Below are 22398 nucleotides of genomic sequence, written 5' to 3' on the forward strand. Positions count from 1 at the left end.
ACTCCTCTGATCATATAGACAAAAGTCTATATAGATGACAATTTCTAGTTTCGCCAGCATGAATATTTGTCGTAGCACACAGTGAAATAATTACACTGTAGGCTTTTAGCGTAGTTTTTAATCTCTACTCTGAAAAATTAAATTCCATTAATTTCATAGACCTACCCTCTATGCATAACACTGTTTAAAGAAGGAATACTTTCTGCAGGTATCACGGGCTAGTTAATAAGGAATTTAGGTAGGTCGCCATGACATCAAATAATAATATTTTTCAACCAGGTGAAAATTGTTGGGTAGAAAGCCAAGCCCGCTTTTCTACTCCTTTGATTGATTGTGCGAACTACTACAAAGCATTACACAGTGCCATTGTTAAGGCCTCGCACAGTATATTTATCGTAGGCTGGGACATTGACAGCCGTATACGTCTTCTTCGCGGGAAAGACGAGCAACAAAGCGAAGCGCCAAGTGTAATTAGTGACCTGTTAAAGTGGAAAGCAGAACAAAACCCCGACATTAAAATTTATCTTCTACGTTGGGATTCTTCTCTAGCGTTCTTCGCCCAGCGTGAAATGTGGGCCAAAGAAGTATGGGAAGAGAAAACGCCCGATAACGTAGAGACAGTACTAGATGACACCATACCAATGGGTGGTAGTCAGCATCAAAAAATCGTTGTCATTGACGACGAGTTAGTTTTTTCTGGTGGTATGGATGTGTCAACGAACCGATGGGACACGCGAGATCACCCTGTGATATCTGAAGAACGCGATGGACCAGATGGTGAATACGGCCCACTTCACGATGTGCAAATGGTATCGAGTGGCCCTGTCGTCGTTGACTTTGCCAAGCTTGTTCGCTGGCGTTGGCAACGTGTTGCGGATAGCTCACCCATTGATATTCGCGAAACAGCCCAAAACGGTGAAGATGCGCCATTGCCCGAAGCGTGGCCGGACGATTACCCACCGCTTTTCGAAAATGTACAGTGCGCGCTTGCCCGTACCATACCGTTTATGGATGAAGTAGAACCCGCACAAGAAGTTCGCCATATGCTACTTGATCTCATTAAAGAGGCCGAGTCGGTAATCTATATCGAAAACCAATTTACCACTCGTCAAGAAATAGCTGAAGCGCTTAATAAGCAATTAAAGCTGAAGCCCGAACTTAGCGTCATTATAGTGAGCTCTTACGAACCGAAAGGAAAGTTTGAGTGTGAGGCATTCTGGGCAAGTCGTATCGAGTTTAAGGCCATCTTAGAAAATGGTATTGACGCTAACCGCGTAAAACTTACCTATTCATCGATTGAGGATATGCAAGGCCGAAAAGCCTATAAACGTATCCACTCTAAAGTGATGACAATAGACGACAAATATCTCGTCATTGGCTCATCGAACTTAAGCAATCGGTCAATGACGCTAGATACTGAAATAGATACAGTTCTCTATGGTAATACGCCGCAAAATCAAGAAAAAATTGCGCAAGTGAGAAATGACTTACTGGCGGAACATACTGGCAGAGCACTTGACGATATGCCTGCACTTTTTGAGTCAAAGCACCCTGTAGAAGCACTCATGCATAACCAAATTGCTCACGGTTACGTGTTAACTGAAGTACGTGATGAAGTTTTCACTGAGCACTCTGTTAAAAATGTATTTCGTGCACTTTCCGACCCTGAAGAGCCGCTTATTTCAGTCCCTACACTCGACGGTGCGGCACTACCGGCGAGGAACCCTCGAAGACGCAGTATCATGATCATGATAGGTGTCACCATTGTTGCTGTTCTTGGTGGTTTGATGTTCTGGGCAAGCCAATCTATTGAGTGGTTGAGCTCAGATAGTATCAATGCCTTTTTAGAGAAGAGTCGCGGTACCTATTTCGCACTTCCTACCGTGTTATTGGTTTACGTAATAGGAGGAATCTTATTTTTCCCTGTTACCGTACTTTCTTTAGCAGTTGCGGCCATTTTTGGTCCCATATGGGGACCCATCTACGGCATCATGGGGGCGCTACTGAGTTCTGCCATCTTATTTGGTATCGGCAAGGTGTCAGGTAACGCAGGTTTGAGGAAAATTGGCGGCCCTAAAGTTGCCGCGGTCGATGAGAAGTTAAAGCGAAGTGGTATTGTTGGCGTCGCGGCAATACGTATGCTTCCTGTAGCACCCTTTAGTTTAGTTAACTTAGTTGCCGGTATTTCATCCATTGGCATTATTCAGTTTCTGATTGGCACCTTTTTGGGCATGTTCCCGCCTATGATAGCCAAAGGCCTGGTAGGCGATTCAATTGCACAAATTTGGCAGAACCCGTCAGTTGAAACCATAAGCTATCTTGCAGGCGGCATTGTGCTGTGGGGCTTGATGATTTGGGGCTCACAAAAATTCGCCCGTTATTACCAGTCTCGAAAGGCGCCATCTGCTGAAAATGAGAGTCAGGATAGTTGTTCGAAAGACGAAGGTGAAAAATGTGCCGCATAGTTTCCTACAACATTCACAGCGGTGTAGGTCGCGATAAGCAGCACGATTACAAACGCATTGGCCAGTTTCTGGCGAACACAGGTGCCGATGTTGTGTTGCTTCAGGAAATGGATACCCGCTCTGCACAAAGAGAAACGGCGCAGGACGTAGAAGATATTTGCGCCAGTCACGTGTTTCAAATGGCGCCATCACCTGCTATTCGTGAAGCGCATGGCTGGTATGGCAATGCTGTGTTATCGCGTTTTAAGGTACTATCTCAAGAGGTCATTGATGTAAGTCAAACAGGACGCCAACCGAGAAATGTACAAGTTGTTGTGTTACAAACGGAAAAAGGGCCACTTACTGTGGTTAATACGCACAAAGGGCTCAAGAAGCTTGAGCGTCGCTCTCAATTTACTTTACTGCACGACTACTTAGCCAAGCGTCTTGAGGATAAACCCACCCCACTTGTTTTGGCGGGAGATTTTAATGAATGGCAGTTCTTTTCAAAGGCATTCACGTCCCTCGACTCATTATTAGTTCAACACAAAGTAGGGGCTACTTTCCCCAGCCACTTTCCAATCTTCTCGTTAGACAGGGTTTGGGTGACCAGTGATATTCAAGTAAAGGGAGTGACTAAAGTTAAAAACGCGCGTACGAAAGTAATGTCTGATCACCTCCCTATACAAGTGGATATTGTGCTGCCAGAAAAAGACAAGCAGAACGATGCTATATAGCTTGCAACTAGCAAGGTCAGAATGTCCTTAAGGGCACATTTTTAAACATTGAAGCAGCAAATTCTAGGGTGCCACACCAGTGCTGCAGTGCATTTTCTTGTGCGACAACCTTACGAATAATATTGATGACATAATCAAGATGGGAGTCAGTTTTAATTCTCTTATTAACCGCCGCGAACACGCTACGATGCATCTCTGGCTGGGTGATTTTGAGCGTTGACACTAACCCCGATTCTTTGAGGTGAAAAATAGCGGAAGTAGGCAGTATCATTACCCCCTCCCCCTGCATTACTTGCCGCAACCCAGTCATTAGCTGTCCTGAATAAACAAGATCGTGTTGCAATGATACACCGGTCGCTTTTTCATAATGGTCTATCAATTGCCCCAACGCATCTTTCTTTCCCGGAGAAAGTAACGGTAAATCACTCATCTCCCAAAAGTGAATTGATTGTTTCTGCCTGAGTGCAGTGTACTCAATAGAAGATGTTGAAGCAGTAAAGACTAAGTGCATTTCTTCTTGAATAAGTGGTGTTACTGACATCAAAGTCTCGTCAAGGGCTTGTTCGTAGGTTAGTGCTATGTCCACCTGCTTTGACGCCAGCCAATCATTAATGGTGTATGAAGGACCCGTACTAATTTCGATTTTAAGCGGCGCATGGTGACGTGTTATTTCGTTGAGTAACGGTAACGAGAGCACGTTACCAACCGAAGGCAACATGCCTATTTTAATTATGTTACTTTGCTTTTTATTTAAACTGTCCAGTGCTTTTTGAGCCATTTCCATTTGGCTCAAGATGCTCTGCGCATGCTCGAGAAATAGTTTCCCTGCTGGCGTCAACGTAACACCGGAAAAGCTTCTATTAAACAAGGTAGACTTCGTTTCACGCTCAAGGCTCGCCAGTTGCTGACTAATGGCAGGTTGGGCAATGTCCAGCGCTCTCGCCGCCGCAGCAATACTGCCTTTTTTTGCAGCTGCGACAAAATAATGTAGCTGTTTGGCATGCACTTTACACTTTCCCCCCTTATTAGAATTTTCTCGTCAGGTCAGATAGATAGAATCAGACTTCCCCTCATAAATTCAGCAATGAATATGCCATTCGAATTAGTTATATGAGAAAAAATTGTAAAATTCACGACCGTAAGAAAGTGTTTAAAAATTCATAGTTTTAATTCATGAAGCCAACAAATCGCTATACACAAGGCTTTGCTGGGCGGCTACATATTTTTCTTATATCCCTAAATATTCTTCTTTCTTCCTCTAACTCAAAAGAGTTTTTAGCCTAATTCTTGTTCACAGGTATCCGAACAATTCTTACAAGATGCTAACCGCATCAATGTGGTGCCTGTGCGTGCCAAAAAAGGGCGTGTTGGTAACGGCTTGCCCATCATAAAAGCAATGTTTAAGCACGAGTAGGAACACACATGAAAAAAAATAAGTTACATACCGCAATAGTCTATGCGCTCACCACGTTTTCACTTATTGGCGTGTCTCATCTTGCGATGGCACAAGAATCACAAGAAGTAAAAGAAGAAACTACAGAAGCGAAAGATTTAGAACGTATCGCAGTTGTCGGTGCACGCGGTGCGCCGCGCTCGGTAATGAGTTCACCTGTTCCTGTTGATGTGCTAAGTGCAGAAGATATGGAAGCAGTAGCGTTCACAGACATGAACAACGTACTAATGACATTAGTTCCCTCTTACTCACTGGCTCGACAACCAATTTCTGATGGCGGCACATTTGTAAGGCCTGCGACCTTACGAGGCCTTCCAACAGACAAAACGCTGGTTTTGGTCAACTCTAAAAGGCGACATCGTGCTGCACTGGTACAAATTGGCGGGTCAGGTACACAAGGTCCCGACCTTGCGACAATTCCCACTTCTGCAATCGGTAGTGTTGAGGTTTTACGCGATGGTGCTGCTGCACAGTATGGCTCTGATGCTATTGCCGGTGTAATAAACTTTCAATTAAAGAATAACAGTGAAGGCGGCTCATTTACCGCAGACTATGGTACATACTATGAGGGTGATGGTGATCAAATCACCGTTACCGCCAATAAGGGCTTTGCACTAGGCACCGATGGATTTGTCAGTGTTTCTGCTGAGTACTCTGACAGTGAAGCGACATTTCGCGGAGAGCAATATTGTGAAAGCTGGTTTTGTGTAGACGAGCAATCTGATGAATACATCGCAGCTGCACAAGCCATGGCAAACGAAGTACATGGTTCAGACCAAGTACAGCCTTGGGGGCAACCCAATACCAGCGGTACACGTATTTTCGTCAATTCAGGCTACACACTATCTTCAGAAGCAGAATTGTATGCTTTTGCAAATTACTCAGAAAGTGAAGGTGACGGTTCCTTTTTTTACCGCTATCCAGGCAACGGCACCATAGAAGATATTCGTCTAGAAGATGGCTCTATTTGGAATCCAACTGAGTTTTTCCCCGGCGGTTTCACACCACGCTTCTTTGGCGATGTCACTGACTACTCATTTGTTGGAGGCATTAAAGGCGTGGTTGGCGATTTAGGCTATGACGTTAGTGGCCGTTATGGTTCAAATGAAATCTCATACACGTTAAAAAATACCATTAACCCTTCGATGGGAAATATGTCGCCAACACAATTCAATCCGGGTGACTTAACCAATGAAGAAACCCAATTTCAAGCAGACTTCACCTACGACTTGTCATCTTATGTTCTTGCATTTGGTGTGAGTTATCTCGATGAGAGCTATGAAATTAAAGAGGGCGAATTAGATTCTTATTTTGCAGGTCCTTATGCAACGTCGGATCCGTGGATGTTTTGTAACGATGATTATACTGCTACCGCTGCTGGTCTAGGTGTAATAGCTAATGGTTCATCACTTAACTGCGGTAATTACACCTCTGTAGATTCCAATGGTGATGGCGTTGAGGACGACGGTTTTGAAGGAGTAGACGCTGTTTACACAGTTGTAGGTGTAGGCTCTAACGGTTTTCCGGGTTATTCCCCCGAATTTTCAGATACCTATTCTCGCGACTCTTACGCTATTTATGCTGATGTGTCTGGTGATATCACTGACAACCTATTTGCACAGGGCGCTATTCGTTATGAAGACTACTCGGATTTTGGCTCTGAATTAGTCTATAAAGTGGCTGGCATATATCAGATAACCGACGAAGTGGCCCTTCGCTCCTCTTTTGGTACAGGCTTTAGAGCACCGACGCCAGGGCAACAGGGTACAACCAATGTGTCGACGCGCCTACCTAATGGTTTTCCTGTAGCAACCGGCTTATTCCCAGCTGGAAGTGACGTAGCACAAGCGTTAGGCGCCAATGAGTTAGGGCCTGAAAAGTCTACCAACTTCACCCTAGGTCTCACCGCCAATTACGGCGATATGACATTTACCATCGACTACTACAACATCAAGCTTGAAGACCGCGTTAACTCTGTCTCTACCCTTGATGTATCTACAGTGGAAGTAACTGACCCCAATGCATCTGGCTATGATGCCTACCAAAATTACTTAGCGTTGGCTGGAGCAGGTGTAGTTGGAGCAGAATCAATCGGTGGCGTGTTCTTTTTCCAAAACGCGTTCGATACCGTGACCGAAGGAGTTGATGTAGTGGCCACCTATAACATGGAGACCACATATGGTGCTACAACGCTAACTGCCTCCGTTAACTATAACACCAACGAGTTTGATTCTGACCCGAGTGAATTTTTTAATGCTGAAGATCAATTTGATTTTGAAAATGGTACGCCTGAAGTTCGAGGAGTGCTGTCACTCAAACACAGCTATGAAGATTGGATGCTCGTCAGTCGCTTAAATTATTACTCAGACTACGAAAATGCGAACAACAGCACACTAGAGGTAATTCAAAAGTTTGGCGCTGAGTTCATGTTTGATATGGAAGGTAGTTACCACTTCAATGAAAACCTTACGTTGTCAGTCGGCGTTAGAAACCTATTCGACAACTATCCAGATAAAGGCACCATGGGAGAAACCTGTTGTGGGCGAATATACCGCTCTGATTCTATCGTCGATTGGCAAGGTGGTTATTACTACACACGCTTAGCAGCTCGATTCTAATTAGTACTTAGCACCGGCTTTTGCCGGTGTTTGTTTTTTTCAGTGAATTCTATGTTGTTCGTCCATGCTCATCGGAGAAAAAATTAGATGGAAATAGAGCTACTGTGGTTTGTAGTGACACTTTGTATTACCGGCGCAATCGCGGGAATAACAGCAGGACTTTTCGGCAATGGTGGAGGTTTTGTTGTTGTGCCCGCGCTACTCGCGGTGTTTCCTTTTTTTACGCCTCCATCAGAAGCCTTGGTTAAAGTCGCTATAGGCACTTCTTTGGCGTCGATAGTGGTCTCAAGCGCCCGCTCTGTAATGGCACACCGCGCCAAGGGAGCGGTCGATTTTGACATACTCCGCTCTTGGAGCATTTGGCTTATTTTAGGTGTTGGTGGCGGTGTAATCATAGCCAACAATACCAGTGCTAATGGCCTAACCGTTGTATTTGCAGCAGGTGTGCTGTTGTATTCTGTGTACTTTTTATTTCCTGAATTCGTCGTTCGTCCGGGTCTAGTTTTTGACATGCCAACGGGTTTAGGAAAAGCGGTACTCGCGTTCGTGCTAGGCGGCTTTTCTGCATTGCTCGGTATAGGAGGCGGTACACCCACCGTTATCACAATGGTGATGTGCCAACGCTCTATTCAGCAAGCCGTTGCTACTGCAGCAGGCGTCGGCTTTCTTATCGGACTTCCCGGCGCGATAGGCTTTTTGTTTATGAAGCACCCCGAAAGCGCATCACTCCCCTTCGGCACTGTTGGCTTTATCAATATACCCGCCCTAATTGCCATCAGTATAGGCGCCATATTTACGGCTCCTATTGGCGCCAAAATGGCGCACAACTTCAGCGAAAAGAAACTCAAACGCCTTTTTGGCGTTTACTTGGTCATTGTCTCAAGCGCCATGTTTTACAAGGCCATGTAGACTCGAAAATAATGAAATAGAGGAAAATCAGCATGACATACAATCGCTCAAGACGTTTATTTTTAGGCGGAACTGTCGCAGCTACAGCCCTAGGCGCAAGCGGCTTGGTAAGCACAGCAGCAAACGGAGCAGACAGCCTTGTAAATAATGTCACTTACGGTCCTAAACCCGGCGTAGCCAAACTCAATGCCAATGAAAACCCGTTTGGGCCTAGTCCTCTTGCACTCAAAGCTATTGCCAAAGCATCGGCCGAGGGAGGCGCCTATTATGCCTACCCTGCTGCAATGACATTATTAGACATGATTGCAGAACGCCACGGTATCAAACGCGAAAACATTTCTTTAAGCGCAGGGTCCAGTCCAATTCTATCTTATGCTGCGCTTGCGGCTAGTCATAAAGGCAAAATTCTAGGGCCTGATCTTTTTTGGGACACAACGTCGAAAGCGCCAGAAAAGCAAGGCGCACCTGAGATTGTAAGGGTGCCAAATACGCCTGACCTCGATATTGATTTAGACGCAATGTATGCTGCGTTAGATGAATCTGTTGGCATGGTACACATCTGTAATCCAAATAATCCAACTGGGAAAATACTCGATCCTGAAAAACTAAAAGCCTTTTGCATTAAGGCCTCTAAAAAAGCGTTAGTTTTGGTAGACGAAGCGTATAACGAGTTAATTGATGAGCCGCCAAAACACTCTATGATCCCGCAGGTCAAAGCAGGTCACAACGTTATTGTGGCAAGAACATTTTCCAAGATATACGGCTTAGCAGGAATGCGCGTGGGTTACCTCATTGCATCAGAGGAAAATACGCAATGGATTAATCAATACGGTATGGGGGGCTACACGTTAAACCAAGCTGGCCTTGCCGCAGCAATAGCTAGCTATAACGACGATGCGTTTCTCACTTTTTCAAAAGAAAAAATAGATGAAGCAAAGGCAATGGTAATGGCCGCGGTCCAGGCAAACGGCTTAACCGCGTTACCATCAAGTACGAACTTTATATTCGTCAATTTGGGTGATGGAAACGCTGAATACTTTCGACAAGCCATGGCTGAAAAAGACGTGCTTATTCGAGGCGTTTACCGAACCTACACAAATTGGTCACGCGTCAGCATGGGTAAAATCGCCGACGTTAAGCGCTATGTAGATGCCATGCCCTACGCACTTGAAAAGATGTCGACACTGCAAAAAACGTAATGAACAATACGTGTTTCTATTTTGGCCTGCAGCACAATTGCTGCAGGTCATCGATTTGTTTCTCCATTACTCTATCTCTTGCATACTCAACACTTAAGTCTAATACGCGAAACTTCCTGTTTTGCCATATATTTAAGGCATTGGCGCTAGCGCAGTTACATTGCTCTTTGAGTATTTTCCTAAGTAGGTTGCACTAACGCCAAAGTTGCACATACTTTATAAAAACGCATAGCGGCCTAAACCTTATTTTCCGGCCCGTTTTTTATGCGCGTTTGATACCAATCAAAAAGTGACGGAAGGAGGTTGTTCATGTCAATTTCTGTATTGGTTGCTGACGACTCAAAGTTATCGAGACGAAGCGTAATCCGCTCGCTTCCAGAAGAGCTTGATTACGACATAACAGAAGCAACCAATGGGCAAGAAGCGATTGATTCGCTCTCTCAGCAAGGTTTTGCTTTGCTGCTGCTAGATTTAACAATGCCAGGCGTTGATGGTGTGGGCGTATTAGAATATCTACAAGACAAGCAAGACAAACCCAACGTTATCGTGATAAGTGCTGACTTTCAGCCGGAAAAGCAAAAAATTGTGATGTCCTTGGGTGCTAAGAGATTCTTACGAAAGCCGCTCGATAAAGAAGAACTCGCCATGACACTTTTCGAACTGGGGTACTTATGAGTAGTGTATTACCATTAGACGAAGAGCAAAGAGACGCACTCCAAGAGCTCTTAAATATATCTATGGGTCAAGCCGCAAATTCATTGGCACAATTAATTGAAACCAAAATTGACATCTCCATTCCCACCATTTCAGCAGTGACGCCCAATGAGTTGTATAGCTTGCTGTTTGAAACAACTGGCGCATTTTACACTCGCCAGTCTTTTCTCGGCGACATTCACGGTGAAGTAATGTCAGTACTCTCTCGCTCGGGCTTATCTGAAGTGGCAGAGCTTATGGATTATGATGAACCACTCTCTAAGGAAGATGTGCAGGAGATCATTCTTGAGCTTTGCAACATACTCGCAGGTGCCTGTTTAGCCGGTTTATCTGAACAATTAGAACTAACGACTAATTTAAATATGCCAACGCTTTTTGTCCCAGATAAAACTAATTTTGATGCACTCAAATGGCAGCACAGTTTGGTGATGGAAGTTCGCTTTGCTATCGCTATTTCATCTTTCAGTATGCGTGTTGTTTTCTGTTTAGATGATGAATCTCTCACTCGAATGAAAACGACATTGGACGAGTTACTTGAATAATGTTTGAACAACTGGTGGGTAAATTACCTGTCGGCATTGGTGTGGTAAATGAGAACTTTCAGGTTGTCTATCTTAACGAGTTTTTCCTAGACCGCTTGCCTCATGAGCTGCGTGGTGACTATAAAGAAAAAGTGGTTACCGACCTATTTGAAGGCCAAGGTAAGTTTTTAAAGCGCAGGCTCAAATCGGTGTTTGTTTTACAACATCCTAGCTTTAGCTATTGGGAGCAACGCCCGCATATTTTTCCATTCAAAAGCTCTCGCCCAATTACGGGTGAAGAAACGCAGATGTATCAAAATATGGAAATTTTGCCGGTCAAGGACCCGAACACTGGCGAGAGACTCGCGTGCATTTTTCTGCAAGATGTCACTGCTCAAGCGAGCTATTTTCGTACTCAACAAAAACTCTCAGAAGCACTAAAAAAAGAACACGAAGCGCAGCGAAAGCTCATCAAAAAACTCGACAGCGCACAAAGCCAATTAATCCAGGCTGAGAAAATGGCCTCTACGGGTCAACTCGCGGCGGGGATCGCACATGAAATCAATAACCCCATTGGCTTTGTCAACGCAAACTTAAATACTTTGGCACAGTACGCATCACACCTTATCAATATTGCTGACGGTGTACAGGAACAGATAAATGCGTTTAGCGAAGAGCTTGCCGAACAAATTACTTCCCTTTATGAATCTAACCACTATGCGTTGTTAAAAGAAGATATCAACGAGCTGATTAGTGAATCCGCCGAGGGTTTGATGCGGGTTAAAGAAATTGTTGAGAACTTAAAGAACTTCTCTATTGAATCAAAAGAAGGTGTGCAAAACATTGACCTATGTAAAATCTGCCGACAAATTATTTCTCTTGTCTCTGCGCAATACAATAAACCGCTCTACAAACTAGACTATGAGCGCGAAGATGTGACTATCACGGGCTATCCAGGCCCAATTAAACAAGCGTTGATGAATATTGTATTGAACGCTGCACAGGCCACTGCGCAAAAGGGCTTCGTGAAAATCTATATAAGGGAAGAGAACCAACATATTCACGTGAAAGTCTTAGACAGCGGCCACGGTATTTCACAACAAAATCTCAAGCGAATTTTCGATCCTTTCTTTACCACAAAACCAGAGGGGCAAGGCCAAGGTTTAGGGCTCTCAGTGGCGTATACTGCTGTTGAGCAACACCAGGGAAAAATAAATGTCAGTAGTAAAGAAGGTAAAGGTACTGTCTTCGAAATTATTCTTCCTAAGTACTTCTTAGCACAAGACGCAGAAATATAAGCAACAGCTCCATTCACCTCTTACTGTCATTAGTGCGTGACATACTCATAAATACCCTGACTGTTTAACGACCTTTTAAGCCTACCTTTTGCCACCAAATAATTAAGATGCGACTTACATTCAGCAACAGCAAACACCATGTTTCGACTCGACAGCTCCCTTTTAAACATTACTGGTAGCAATGAAACTAGTGTTTGTGGTTTGTTACACGCTTCACCCAGCGCCGATAAATGTTCCTGATGATGGCAGATCAACTCATCGATCCGTTGATGAAGCCCCACAAAGGGCAGTTTGTGGGCAGGCAATACAATAGTATTTTCAGGAAGTAATTTGAATTGAGGTAGCGTTGTTAGGTAGTCCTCTAGTGTACTCGCCTCAGGTTCCGTAGAGTATGCGCCAATGTTTGGGGTGATGATCGGTAAAATGTGGTCTCCCGAAATCAATACGTTTTTTTCTTTATTGAATAGGCAAACATGCTCTGGCGAGTGGCCACGACCGATAATTACTTTCCAGGTGTCTCCTCCAAACGTTAGCTGCATATCGTGTTTTAAACGTGTATAGCTGATAGGTACAGGAGAAACGACGCTACTATAACCTTTGTTACCGCCGGAAGTTAGCTGTTCAATTAACGTCGAATCAAGCCCCGCCCGTTTATAGTACTCAATATCTCTTTCATTGGTGGCGCCATTTCTCCCTGCACCAAATGCACGAGCAGTAAAGTACTCCGTTTGAGACATGTAAAAAGGCACGTTGTAATTATCAGCGATCCACCCAGCAAGGCCGATATGATCTGGGTGTAAATGTGTCACAATAACACCACATATTGGAGAATCTAGCTGAGCGAATATTGTTTCCCAGAGCGCCTTGGTTTTTGATGTACCCAAGCCTGTATCAACTACTACCCACCCATTTTCAGCGCGTATGAGGTACAAGTTGATGTGGTCAAGCTCAAACGGAAGCGGCATTGTTAGCCACAATACGCCGTCAACAATTTCAATTAACTGACCCGGCTCAACTTGTTCGTCGAAAAGGTATTTCATCTTCCTGTCCATCTATAACGGTGCACACACTATATAAGTGTTCTATCGCGTCAATCGTATAAAGACAAACGTATCTGCCGAATAGAGATCTATAGGAGTCGGTGATAGCAAAGGGTATACTTAGAAACATATACACATATTTGCCTTTTGAAATACATTCTCTGCATTACACAACATGTCAAAACCGCTAATAAAACAGGGCTTCATTTTGAGTAAGGGCACGTTTACTCGTTCGGGAAAAGTGTATGTGGAATTATGGGTAAAGACAGACACAACAACAGTAAAGCTAATATCTGAGCCTCAGCAGCCCGTTTGCTTTGTTGCAACCACACAACAAGACGACTTATTGGCAGTACTGGACACACTCCAAAAACACATAACCTTTTCAGACGATGGTTTCACGACGTTAGAGCAAGTTGCAGTTGTAACCGTTAAAGCTGACACAGAAAGCCGCATGCATCAGCTAAGACAAATCGCAAAGCAAGTTGGGGTGACGCTCTACGAAGCCGATATTCGTGTTGCAGATAGGTTTCTAATGGAACGCTTTGTCTATGGCGCAATTGAATTTCTTAGCCCAAGTGACCGTGAATCTTCATCGTCACCCGTTACCATTGAAAATGCGCAAATTAGACCCGGTCACTATCGCCCTACTTTCTCTTCTCTTAGCATCGACATTGAGTGTGACGAGCATGAGACACTTTTCAGTATTGCGCTAGCAGGCGACGGCCTTAGCGAAGTGATACTGAAAAGGCCTGATACTTTGAATAGCGACATTGAATTAAGTACCACGCAAACAGATTACACGTTAACCGTTGTTGATGATGAAGCGACGTTGCTTGAACACTTTTTTCAACGACTTAGCGCTTTCGACCCCGATATTATTTTAGGTTGGAACGTCAAACAGTTTGATATGGCTGTGATTGCAAGACGTGCCAAATATAACAAACTGCCCTTTGCAATCGGTAGGCATGACAGAGAAGCCTCGGTAAGAGAGTGGGAAGACCAAACGATTGTAGATGTGCCAGGCAGGGCTGTTGTTGATGGTATAGAGTCGCTTAAGACAATGACTTATCAATTTGAGTCTTTCTCACTTGATCATGTATCAGAAATACTATTGGGCGAAAACAAGCTTATCCAAGATCACAATAAACTTGAAGCAATCAAACAACTCTATCAAAACGACCCGATTGCCCTTGCTAACTACAACTTTAAAGACACGGTGTTAGTTAATCAAATACAGCACGCGACACAGTTTATCGATTTTCTTGCACTTCGAGGCACGCTAACAGGTTTAGATATAAGCCGTCCTGGAGGCTCTGTCGCGGCCTTTCTCAATGTTTATTTACCCAAATTACACCGAGAACGCTATGTTGCTGGTGTTCGCCCTGAAAATGGTGGACTTGCCAGCCCAGGCGGCTATGTGATGCATTCGAAACCTGGATTGTATCAAGACGTTTTGGTACTGGATTTTAAAAGCCTATACCCCTCTATAATTCGAACATTTAAAATCGATCCATTGGGGTTAGCAGAAGGTCTCAAGCACCCCGCTAGCGCAATTGAGGGCTTTAAGGGCGCTGTATTTAGTCGCGACAAACACTTTCTCCCAGATATCATTGAAAACCTTTGGCGTCAGCGTGATGAGGCGAAAAAACAAAATGACGCGCCCCGTTCCCAAGCCATTAAAATACTTATGAATTCATTTTATGGTGTATTAGGTAGTGGAGGATGTCCTTTTTACGACCCCCGGCTAGCCAGTTCAATTACCCTGCGCGGTCACGAAATTATGCAAACCACTGCACGCTGGATAGAAGAACTGGGATATACCGTTATTTATGGGGATACAGATTCAACTTTTGTGCACGTTGAAGGCAATAATGCATTTGGTACTCCGAAAGAGACAGGAAAGCAGCTTGCAGAGCTTATCAATACAAAGTGGCATGAACTTCTGCGTTCGCAATTTCACATTGAGTGCCATTTAGAAATTGAATTTGAATCACATTTCTCGACCTTTTTTATGCCAACAATACGCGGTTCTTCTCAAGGCAGCAAAAAACGTTATGCAGGTTTAAAGAGTGAAGTAATTGATGGAGTAGAAACGAATACGCTCATATTTAAAGGCCTGGAAAATGTACGTTCAGATTGGACCGAGCTTGCCAAGAACTTTCAATACACTTTGTATCAGAAGGTGTTTAACAAAGAGCCGGTTAAAAATTATATTCTGCACACATTAGCTGACATTCGACAGGGAAACGTAGATGCGTTGCTTGTTTATAAGAAACGACTGAGAAAGCCATTGTCATCGTATGTAAAGTCTATACCTCCTCATGTAAAGGCAGCCAGGCTAGCAGATGCACTTTATAAAGAGCGAGGAGAACCACTACGATTCCAGAACAATACAACAATACCTTACGTAATAACGGTGCAAGGGCCTCAAACGACAGACACAGTTTCCGCCCCTTTAGATTACGAGCACTATATTGAAAAGCAAATTAAACCCATTGCAGATAGCATATTGCCGTTGATTGGCTCAGATTTCGACAAGCTCACTAATCAACAGTTAAACCTGTTCTGAATCATTCTTGTTTGTATGAACATCTTTCAAATGTTGTTACGTATTAACATACCGCCATTGTAAGCCTACCCATTTAAAAACTAGCAATATCTATAATATTCAATTAGATACACCATTGGCACAACTAGTGAATAGTTTTTCATTGTGTAGTAATGAGCAATTGATCGCTCACATTTATTCTCAAATAGAAGGATTTACATTATGAAGACTACAAAACTTAGTACGATCATGAGTGCAGTATTGGCAGCAACTATTTCATCTACAGCGTTTGCTGGCCATCATGAAACAAAGATTGATACTAGCTTTAATGCTATGGACACAAATAGCGATGGTTTCATTGTCGCTTCTGAGGTTGAAGGCACACTTGAAGCCAAAACGTTAGCAATGATGGATACAGATGGCGACAACATGGTTAGTCGTAATGAGTTTTCTATATTCGTTGATGAAAAGCCGTCTATGTTCAGCGATGAAATTATTACTAAAGTTAAGACTACCAGTACCACAGATGCGGTGTTGATTAAACGCGGCGATGTAGCGTTAATGGAAAAAGCAGATGGTGAGATGGTCTCTGAAAAAAATAAAGAGCTTCGTACCGAAATGTCAGCGATGGCCGATGATCGATTTACGCAGATTGATACCAACAGCGACGGTAAACTAACGACTAAAGAGATCGAAGTTGCAGAAATTCAAGGTGACTTTGATGAAATGGATGACAACGATGACCAAGTAATCACGCGAATGGAATATCGTGCCTATTTTGAAGAAATTGAATCGGAATAGCTTTTACTTCGCTACTAAACGTCATAAAGCAAAAAACCCGCCGTAAGGCGGGTTTCTTTAATTAGGACCTGGCAGTGTCCTAGCTCACTTGGGGGTGAAGAACGCTGCACCGCAGGTGCATGACGAATGCCTAATGGCATGCGGCAAGTGATGAACGGTCGAGCTCTGCGAGACCATGGGAGCCCCCTTCGGGATGGCTGACCGCGGGAGTAGCACGTTAGTGCTAGTCCTTAAAACAAAAAACCCAGCTTACGCTGGGTTCTTTGTTTTAGAATTAGGACCTGGCAGTGTCCTACTCTCACATGGGGAAGCCCCACACTACCATCGGCGCTAATACGTTTCACTTCTGAGTTCGGAATGGAGTCAGGTGGTACCGTATCGCTATGGCTGCCAGGAAAAACTGGTAACAATCTAGAAAACTGGATATTAATTCAATCTGTGAGTAACTGTCTTTTCACTCTACTTACTTTAGCTTGTCTACAACACTCAAAAGCCTAAAGCTTCTTGGGCGTTGTATGGTTAAGCCTCTCGGGCAATTAGTACAGGTTAGCTTAACGCCTTACAACGCTTCCACACCCTGCCTATCAACGTCATCGTCTATAACAACCCTTCCAGAACTTAAAGTTCAGGGATGACTCATCTTTGGGCCGGCTTCCCGCTTAGATGCTTTCAGCGGTTATCCGTTCCGAACATAGCTACCGGGCAATGCCATTGGCATGACAACCCGAACACCAGCGGTTCGTCCACTCCGGTCCTCTCGTACTAGGAGCAGCTCCCATCAATCATCCAACGCCCACACCAGATAGGGACCGAACTGTCTCACGACGTTCTAAACCCAGCTCGCGTACCACTTTAAATGGCGAACAGCAGCCATCCCTTGGGACCGACTTCAGCCCCAGGATGTGATGAGCCGACATCGAGGTGCCAAACACCGCCGTCGATATGAACTCTTGGGCGGTATCAGCCTGTTATCCCCGGAGTACCTTTTATCCGTTGAGCGATGGCCCTTCCATACAGAACCACCGGATCACTATGACCTACTTTCGTACCTGCTCGACGTGTCTGTCTCGCAGTTAAGCTAGCTTATGCCATTGCACTAACCTCACGATGTCCGACCGTGATTAGCTAACCTTCGTGCTCCTCCGTTACTATTTGGGAGGAGACCGCCCCAGTCAAACTACCCACCAGACACTGTCCACAATCCCGATAAGGGACCAATGTTAGAACATCAAACATACAAGGGTGGTATTTCAAGGACGGCTCCACACAATCTAGCGACTGTGCTTCAAAGCCTCCCACCTATCCTACACATGTAGGTTCAATGTTCAGTGCCAAGCTGTAGTAAAGGTTCACGGGGTCTTTCCGTCTAGGTGCGGGTACACAGCATCTTCACTGCGATTTCAATTTCACTGAGTCTCGGGTGGAGACAGCGTGGCCATGGTTACACCATTCGTGCAGGTCGGAACTTACCCGACAAGGAATTTCGCTACCTTAGGACCGTTATAGTTACGGCCGCCGTTTACCGGGGCTTCGATCAAGAGCTTCGCATACGCTAACCCCATCAATTAACCTTCCGGCACCGGGCAGGTGTCACACCCTATACGTCCTCTTACGAGTTTGCAGAGTGCTGTGTTTTTAATAAACAGTCCCAGCCACCTGGTCACTGCGGCCCCCATCTGCTTACCGCGCAAGGCGTTCACAAACAGGGGCGTACCTTCTCCCGAAGTTACGGTACAATTTTGCCGAGTTCCTTCACCCGAGTTCTCTCAAGCGCCTTAGTATTCTCTACCTGACCACCTGTGTCGGTTTGGGGTACGGTTCACATAATCATAAGTTTAGAAGCTTTTCCTGGAAGCAGGGCATCAACAACTTCACTACCGTAGTAGTTCGTCTCGCGTCTCAGCTTTAAGAACCCGGATTTACCTAAGTTCTCGGCCTACTCGCTTTCACTTGGACAACCAACGCCAAGCTTGCCTAGCCTTCTCCGTCCCTCCATCACTGATTATATAAGTACGGGAATATTAACCCGTTTCCCATCGACTACGCATTTCTGCCTCGCCTTAGGGGCCGACTTACCCTGCCCTGATTAGCATGGGACAGGAAACCTTGGTCTTCCGGCGTGGGAGTTTTTCACTCCCATTATCGTTACTCATGTCAGCATTCGCACTTGTGATATGTCCAGCAAGCTTTACAACTCACCTTCATCCACTTACACAACGCTCCCCTACCCAGCATGTAAACATGCTGCCGCAGCTTCGGTATATTGCTTAGCCCCGTTACATCTTCCGCGCAGGCCGACTCGACTAGTGAGCTATTACGCTTTCTTTAAAGGGTGGCTGCTTCTAAGCCAACCTCCTAGCTGTCTATGCCTTCCCACATCGTTTCCCACTTAGCAATATTTTGGGACCTTAGCTGGCGGTCTGGGTTGTTTCCCTCTCCACGACGGACGTTAGCACCCGCCGTGTGTCTCCCGGATAGTTCTCATTGGTATTCGGAGTTTGCAAAGGGTTGGTAAGTCGGGATGACCCCCTAGCCTTAACAGTGCTCTACCCCCAATGGAATTCGTCCGAGGCTCTACCTAAATAGATTTCGGGGAGAACCAGCTATCTCCCGGTTTGATTGGCCTTTCACCCCCAGCCACAGGTCATCCCCTAACTTTTCAACGTTAGTGGGTTCGGTCCTCCAGTTGATGTTACTCAACCTTCAACCTGCCCATGGCTAGATCACCGGGTTTCGGGTCTATACCTAGCAACTAAACGCGCAGTTAACACTCGCTTTCGCTACGGCTCCGTTATTCACTTAACCTTGCTACTAAATATAAGTCGCTGACCCATTATACAAAAGGTACGCAGTCACCCCGAAGGGCTCCCACTGCTTGTACGTATACGGTTTCAGGTTCTATTTCACTCCCCTCACAGGGGTTCTTTTCGCCTTTCCCTCACGGTACTGGTTCACTATCGGTCAGTTAGGAGTATTTAGCCTTGGAGGATGGTCCCCCCATATTCAGTCAAGATAACACGTGTCCCGACCTACTCGATTTCACTGTAAAGAATCCGTCGTGTACAGGGCTATCACCTTGTATCGCTCCTCTTCCCAAAGGATTCCACTAAATTCTAAACAGCTTAAGGGCTGCTCCCCGTTCGCTCGCCGCTACTAGGGGAATCTCGGTTGATTTCTTTTCCTAAGGGTACTTAGATGTTTCAGTTCCCCTCGTTCGCCTCGTTACACTATGTATTCATGCAACGATACCTATAAATAGGTGGGTTTCCCCATTCGGACATCTGTGGCTCAAATGCATTTTGTCGGCTCACCACAGCTTTTCGCAGACTTACACGTCCTTCATCGCCTCTAACTGCCAAGGCATCCACCGTATACGCTTCGTCACTTAACCATACAACCCCAAAAAACCTCATTTGTGCTTTTAACCCGCCTTTTGAATTCAGGTTGGGTAATGTTGTATGCATGACAAGCTAATCGGAAGAATTGCCTTGCTATCAAATCATCGATTGATAACAAGCAATTCAGTCAAGTAGAGTAAAAAGTCATCTTTCGATTTCTCAGTTACTCAATTTTGATTGATTACTATTAATATCAGCTTTCCAAATTGTTAAAGAACTTTTCTTGCAATCGGACTTGCCGATTGCAACACAAGGTATAGGTTGCGAAGCAACACCCTTGCACTTTAGAGTAAAAAACCCTAATCAATGCTTACTGAAACAGTAAATATTCATTAGGATTTAAATTCCGTTTTGACACGTTTTTTGCCATCTATTTCTTTCTTAGACAAGGCATCGGATTGCGTAGCGTGCTAGTAGCACGTGAGCGATACGATAACGCCGTATAAGTAAGAAATGGTAGGCTTGGGCAGACTTGAACTGCCGACCTCACCCTTATCAGGGGTGCGCTCTAACCAGCTGAGCTACAAGCCTTCAGTCTACAACCTGTCGCTTTCAAGCTCAGATTTTCAAGTAGATGGTGGAGCTAAGCAGGATCGAACTGCTGACCTCCTGAATGCAAATCAGGCGCTCTCCCAGCTGAGCTATAGCCCCATAAACTTGTGTCGTTCTTCATTTTAAACAAGACTATCTGTGTAGGCACTGCATCAAGGCGTCTATCGACGTAATGGTAAGGAGGTGATCCAACCCCAGGTTCCCCTAGGGTTACCTTGTTACGACTTCACCCCAGTCATGAAACACAAAGTGGTAATCGTCCTCCCGAAGGTTAGACTAACTACTTCTTTTGCATCCCACTCCCATGGTGTGACGGGCGGTGTGTACAAGGCCCGGGAACGTATTCACCGCAGTATTCTGACCTGCGATTACTAGCGATTCCGACTTCATGGAGTCGAGTTGCAGACTCCAATCCGGACTACGACATTCTTTAAGGGGTCCGCTCCACATCACTGTCTCGCTTCCCTCTGTAAATGCCATTGTAGCACGTGTGTAGCCCTACACGTAAGGGCCATGATGACTTGACGTCGTCCCCACCTTCCTCCGGTTTGTCACCGGCAGTCTCCTTAGAGTGCCCAACTTAATGCTGGCAACTAAGGACAAGGGTTGCGCTCGTTGCGGGACTTAACCCAACATCTCACGACACGAGCTGACGACAGCCATGCAGCACCTGTGTCTGAGTTCCCGAAGGCACGAAACTATCTCTAGTAACTTCTCAGCATGTCAAGTGTAGGTAAGGTTCTTCGCGTTGCATCGAATTAAACCACATGCTCCACCGCTTGTGCGGGCCCCCGTCAATTCATTTGAGTTTTAACCTTGCGGCCGTACTCCCCAGGCGGTCTACTTAGCGCGTTAGCTTCGCTACGCACGATTTAAAATCACACACAGCTAGTAGACAGCGTTTACGGTGTGGACTACCAGGGTATCTAATCCTGTTCGCTACCCACACTTTCGCACATGAGCGTCAGTCTTTGGCCAGGGAGTCGCCTTCGCCACTGATGTTCCTCCAGATATCTACGCATTTCACCGCTACACCTGGAATTCCACTCCCCTCTCCAAGACTCTAGTCTGCCAGTTCTAAATGACCATCCCAGGTTGAGCCCGGGGCTTTCACATCTAGCTTAACAAACCGCCTGCGTGCGCTTTACGCCCAGTAATTCCGATTAACGCTCGCACCCTCCGTATTACCGCGGCTGCTGGCACGGAGTTAGCCGGTGCTTCTTCTGTTGTTAACGTCACGGCTGGCAGGTATTAACTACCAACTTTTCCTCACAACTGAAAGTGCTTTACAACCCGAAGGCCTTCTTCACACACGCGGCATGGCTGCATCAGGGTTTCCCCCATTGTGCAATATTCCCCACTGCTGCCTCCCGTAGGAGTCTGGGCCGTGTCTCAGTCCCAGTGTGGCTGATCTTCCTCTCAGAACAGCTAGAGATCGTCGCCTTGGTGAGCCTTTACCTCACCAACTAGCTAATCTCACTTGGGCCTCTCTTTGCGCCGGAGCCGAAGCCCCGTTTGGTCCGAAGACGTTATGCGGTATTAGCAGTCGTTTCCAACTGTTATCCCCCTCGCAAAGGCAAGTTCCCAAGCATTACTCACCCGTCCGCCACTCGTCATCTTCTAGCAAGCTAGAAATGTTACCGTTCGACTTGCATGTGTTAGGCCTGCCGCCAGCGTTCAATCTGAGCCATGATCAAACTCTTCAATTAAATATATCGAAATATGAATCGTCGTTGTGACACTCTTAACGAGTGCCCACACAGATTGTCTTGTCTAAATTTTTAAAGAACGTTGCGACTTCGTCGCAATTCACTAGAAGCTTTGCTTCTTAGTGACTCACCCTGTTCGAGTGAGGTGCGCATTTTACATCGTTTATTTTTGATGTCAACCTTGTTTTTAAACTTTTTATTTGCTTGAAAACTTGGTTTCGCACTTAGCTCTTTGAACACTTCATTTTACTTGAAGCCCCCTCAGAACGTGGAGCGCATTATAGATACCTACTGGAAAAGATCAACAGCTAATTTGTCTTTTTTTGCATTTTAACCCAATTTTAGTGTTAACCGCTCATTTCTCCATCATTTCATATGATCAAATGCACCTTTAGACTAGTTTTTTCACAATTTATTGTTCAATTTGTTACAAATGAGTAAACTATGACCAGCC

12 protein-coding genes, 2 tRNA genes and 3 rRNA genes are annotated in these 22398 nt (G+C 45.2%); 10 read left to right on the plus strand and 7 right to left on the minus strand.

Annotated features, from left to right (window positions below):
* The first annotated feature begins 248 nt into the window (after window positions 1–248).
* Window positions 249–2465 (plus strand): VTT domain-containing protein, encoded by a 2217-nt coding sequence (locus OZ660_RS16145; protein ID WP_274741631.1) that lies wholly within the window; start codon window positions 249–251, stop codon window positions 2463–2465.
* Window positions 2453–3181 (plus strand): endonuclease/exonuclease/phosphatase family protein, encoded by a 729-nt coding sequence (locus OZ660_RS16150; protein WP_274741632.1) that lies wholly within the window; start codon window positions 2453–2455, stop codon window positions 3179–3181. Before OZ660_RS16145 ends, OZ660_RS16150 begins: the two co-directional genes overlap by 13 nt.
* Before the next feature lie 16 nt (window positions 3182–3197).
* On the opposite strand, the gene OZ660_RS16155 is transcribed toward OZ660_RS16150, so the two are convergent.
* Window positions 3198–4187 carry a LysR family transcriptional regulator gene (locus OZ660_RS16155; protein WP_274741633.1) on the minus strand — a complete coding sequence of 330 codons (990 nt, stop codon included), beginning with the start codon at window positions 4185–4187 and terminating at the stop codon, window positions 3198–3200.
* A 416-nt stretch (window positions 4188–4603) separates the two neighbouring features.
* Here OZ660_RS16155 and OZ660_RS16160 point away from each other — a divergent pair, with 416 nt between their 5' ends.
* The 6 genes from OZ660_RS16160 to OZ660_RS16185 all read left to right on the plus strand — a co-directional run bounded on the left by OZ660_RS16160 (window position 4604) and on the right by OZ660_RS16185 (window position 11893).
* Window positions 4604–7252, plus strand: a complete 2649-nt coding sequence (locus OZ660_RS16160; protein ID WP_274741634.1) for a TonB-dependent receptor plug domain-containing protein — start codon at window positions 4604–4606, stop codon at window positions 7250–7252.
* 87 nt (window positions 7253–7339) lie between these two features.
* Window positions 7340–8161 carry a sulfite exporter TauE/SafE family protein gene (locus OZ660_RS16165; RefSeq protein ID WP_274741635.1) on the plus strand — a complete coding sequence of 274 codons (822 nt, stop codon included), beginning with the start codon at window positions 7340–7342 and terminating at the stop codon, window positions 8159–8161.
* A 32-nt stretch (window positions 8162–8193) separates the two neighbouring features.
* Complete coding sequence (locus OZ660_RS16170; RefSeq protein ID WP_274741636.1) at window positions 8194–9360, plus strand: pyridoxal phosphate-dependent aminotransferase; 1167 nt, start codon at window positions 8194–8196, stop codon at window positions 9358–9360.
* A 309-nt stretch (window positions 9361–9669) separates the two neighbouring features.
* Window positions 9670–10035, plus strand: a complete 366-nt coding sequence (locus OZ660_RS16175; protein ID WP_274741637.1) for a response regulator — start codon at window positions 9670–9672, stop codon at window positions 10033–10035.
* Window positions 10032–10616 carry a chemotaxis protein CheX gene (locus OZ660_RS16180; protein ID WP_202262474.1) on the plus strand — a complete coding sequence of 195 codons (585 nt, stop codon included), beginning with the start codon at window positions 10032–10034 and terminating at the stop codon, window positions 10614–10616. Before OZ660_RS16175 ends, OZ660_RS16180 begins: the two co-directional genes overlap by 4 nt.
* Entirely contained in the window at window positions 10616–11893 is a 1278-nt protein-coding gene (locus OZ660_RS16185) for a sensor histidine kinase (protein WP_274741638.1), read from the plus strand. Before OZ660_RS16180 ends, OZ660_RS16185 begins: the two co-directional genes overlap by 1 nt.
* Window positions 11894–11922: 29 nt before the next feature.
* Here the strand turns inward: OZ660_RS16185 and OZ660_RS16190 are convergent, their stop codons facing one another.
* Window positions 11923–12933, minus strand: coding sequence for an MBL fold metallo-hydrolase (locus tag OZ660_RS16190; RefSeq protein ID WP_274741639.1), 1011 nt, complete (start codon window positions 12931–12933; stop codon window positions 11923–11925).
* A 175-nt stretch (window positions 12934–13108) separates the two neighbouring features.
* Here OZ660_RS16190 and OZ660_RS16195 point away from each other — a divergent pair, with 175 nt between their 5' ends.
* Window positions 13109–15505 (plus strand): DNA polymerase II, encoded by a 2397-nt coding sequence (locus tag OZ660_RS16195; RefSeq protein ID WP_274741640.1) that lies wholly within the window; start codon window positions 13109–13111, stop codon window positions 15503–15505.
* Between the two features lie 201 nt (window positions 15506–15706).
* Window positions 15707–16285, plus strand: coding sequence for a hypothetical protein (locus OZ660_RS16200; RefSeq protein WP_274741641.1), 579 nt, complete (start codon window positions 15707–15709; stop codon window positions 16283–16285).
* 279 nt (window positions 16286–16564) lie between these two features.
* Here OZ660_RS16200 and rrf read toward each other — a convergent pair.
* The 5 genes from rrf to OZ660_RS16225 form a co-directional block, all read right to left on the minus strand.
* Window positions 16565–16680 (minus strand): 5S ribosomal RNA (gene rrf / locus OZ660_RS16205).
* 120 nt (window positions 16681–16800) lie between these two features.
* Window positions 16801–19676, minus strand: a 23S ribosomal RNA gene (locus tag OZ660_RS16210).
* A gap of 461 nt (window positions 19677–20137) precedes the next feature.
* Window positions 20138–20214 (minus strand) — tRNA-Ile (locus tag OZ660_RS16215).
* 44 nt (window positions 20215–20258) lie between these two features.
* A tRNA-Ala gene (locus tag OZ660_RS16220) sits at window positions 20259–20334 on the minus strand.
* Window positions 20335–20411: 77 nt separating this feature from the next.
* Window positions 20412–21944: ribosomal RNA gene (locus OZ660_RS16225) — 16S ribosomal RNA — on the minus strand.
* Together the 16S, 23S and 5S rRNA genes with 2 tRNA genes alongside form the textbook arrangement of a ribosomal RNA operon.
* Window positions 21945–22398: the final 454 nt, after the last annotated feature.

Source organism: Alteromonas sp. 009811495 (assembly GCF_028865455.1).
Taxonomy (GTDB): Bacteria; Pseudomonadota; Gammaproteobacteria; order Enterobacterales; family Alteromonadaceae; genus Alteromonas.